The organism is Pseudomonas graminis, assembly GCF_900111735.1.
GTDB lineage: Bacteria > Pseudomonadota > Gammaproteobacteria > Pseudomonadales > Pseudomonadaceae > Aquipseudomonas > Aquipseudomonas graminis.
This window is the reverse complement of record NZ_FOHW01000086.1, coordinates 1-2215: the sequence shown is the minus strand read 5'-3', so window position 1 is coordinate 2215 and position 2215 is coordinate 1. Positions and strand designations below refer to the sequence as shown.

Here is a 2215-nt window from a genome sequence, read left to right as displayed (position 1 = left end):
AATCAGCAGACGGTGAGCCAGGCGATTGATGCGATGGTCAAGGCTGATCCTGAACTGGCTTGGCTGAAGGATGCTGAAAAGCGGGGGGATGTTGACTGGACATTGGTGAACGAGCTGCACAACTCCTACAAGTACAGCAACTCAGGCCTGGGTGTCGGCGCTCAACTAGCAATCGCCATCTTATTGGCTGCTTTTGTTGGTCCTGCAGCAATGACAGCGCTGGGGGAAGCTGGAGCAAGCGCAGCAGTAGCAGCGGGAGGGGCTGCGGTTGCCACAGGGGCTGCGACCAATGCGTCGATCAGCCTGATCAATAACAGGGGCAATCTAGGTGCCGTCGTCAAGGATGTTACCTCCAGCGATGCGATCAAGGGCTATGCCATCTCCGGTATAACTGCGGGTCTGACCACTGGTTATTTCGATGCTTGGACTGGCACAACCACCGACCCGATCACCGGCAAGATCACGACCAACCTCAGTACCTGGAAAGGTATTGGTCAGTTTGCTGCCAGTCAGGGCTTACAGAACGGCACTTCGGCCGCACTGAGCAAGATAATGGGTCAAGGCGGTGATCTGGGTGATGCGCTGCAAAGCACGTTGTTCAATACGTTGGCGGCGGCGAGCTTCCATGCGGTGGGAGATTACGTTCCAGCTGCCGACGGAAGCCTTCAAAAGATCATGGTTCACGCCATGGTTGGGGGGCTGTTGGCTAAGGTCAGCGGTGGTGACTTCAAGACGGGGGCTTTGGCAGCCGGGGCTAATGAGGCATTGGTGGCCGACCTTAATGAGCTGGTGAAGGGCAACCCCAATCTGCTCAGCATGAGCTCGCAGTTGGTCGGTTTGCTTGCCGCATCCACGCAGAGTGGCGCCGATGCCGACAGCTTAAAAACCGGTGCCTGGGTGGCGCAGAACGGTACCCAGTACAACTTCGGCGATCATTTGCCGCCAGGTTTAGCCGCGTATGGGCAAGCGGTGACTACCCAAATGGCGGACATGCAAAGCAAGGGGGCGTCACCTGAAAAGATTGCTGATGCCGGACGAGCGTTCGCGCGAGGTGAAGGGTATGACGGTGTCCAGCCAGGGACCGAGTTCGTTAAGGCGTCGGTCGAGTTCACGGCCGGAGAGCTTTTTGGCTTTGGATTAGGGGCTATACTAGGGAAAGCTAGTTCATGGTTTGCTACTGGTGCAAAAGGCACGTTGAGCACATCTCTGCTTGATGAGTTAACTGCTAATGGAGTGAAATTCACCCCCGAGAATATCATTGCAACGACTCGCAATTCTAGTGGGAAAGTTGTATTTCTAGAATCTGGAAACTCAAAAGCCGGGTTGCAGCACATTATTGAGGAGCATGGTGGCCAATTCGCTCAGATGGGGGTGTCTGAGGCTCAGATTCCGGGCGTGGTAATGAAGGCTGTTTCTGAAGGTAAGCTCGTTGGTTATCAAGGATCTGGATCTGGACGCCCAATTTATGAGTTAAATATTAATGGACAGCCGCAGCGAATTGCTGTGACTGTTGGCGATAACGGCTTTGTCGTCGGTGCAAACCCAAGGGGTAGCGTTAAGTGAAAAATATAAAGTTGATGGCGGATTATCAGTGTCATCCGCTTTGGGATATGTCCCCTGATGAGTATGGGGACATATCCCCTTGCGAGCTTCCTATCTCTGACGAGCTTCAGTTACGTCTATCAAAGTGGGCCGCAGTATATGACGAAACACTGGATGCTGATTACCCACCAAACTCCGGATTTAAGAGTGAGGAGTTAGAGCGCGAATTCAAGCGAGAGGGAGAGCGATTAGCTGAAAGCTTGAGACGTGAACTCGGTCCAGATTTTTCTATTCTCCTTAAGGTTTAGTTGGTACAAAAGCGACAGGTGGTGCAATTGACGCTGGCTTTGATGCTGCTAACCTGCAGAGTAAATTGCAGGGGTATCTACTTGATGCGGGGCACCCTCAGAACCAAAAAAAAGCCACTTGGTTACAGCAGGCTCTTGGCCTCGACAAGGATAATTGAGAGGGGTTGCGTCGCAGATTAAATTTTGATTAAAGGGTCGGACCCCTTTTTTCTGTGTTCAGTATCCGTTGCAAGGACAAATTCCCGATTCTTATGCGAATCTTGGAAATGGGCATGTTGTTGTCTACGGTCCTGAGGGGCGCGCACTATACGATGTATCTAGCTCTCGGATTAAGGTGGTCGAATGGAACCAAGCTCCGAATGGAA

The 2215-nt window shown here is 52.4% G+C and carries 1 protein-coding gene; it reads left to right on the top strand.

The window, feature by feature from the left end:
- On the top strand, positions 1-1563 hold a 1563-nt coding region (locus BMY98_RS27785; protein WP_245760136.1), incomplete at its 5' end, for a DUF637 domain-containing protein.
- Positions 1564-2215: the final 652 nt, after the last annotated feature.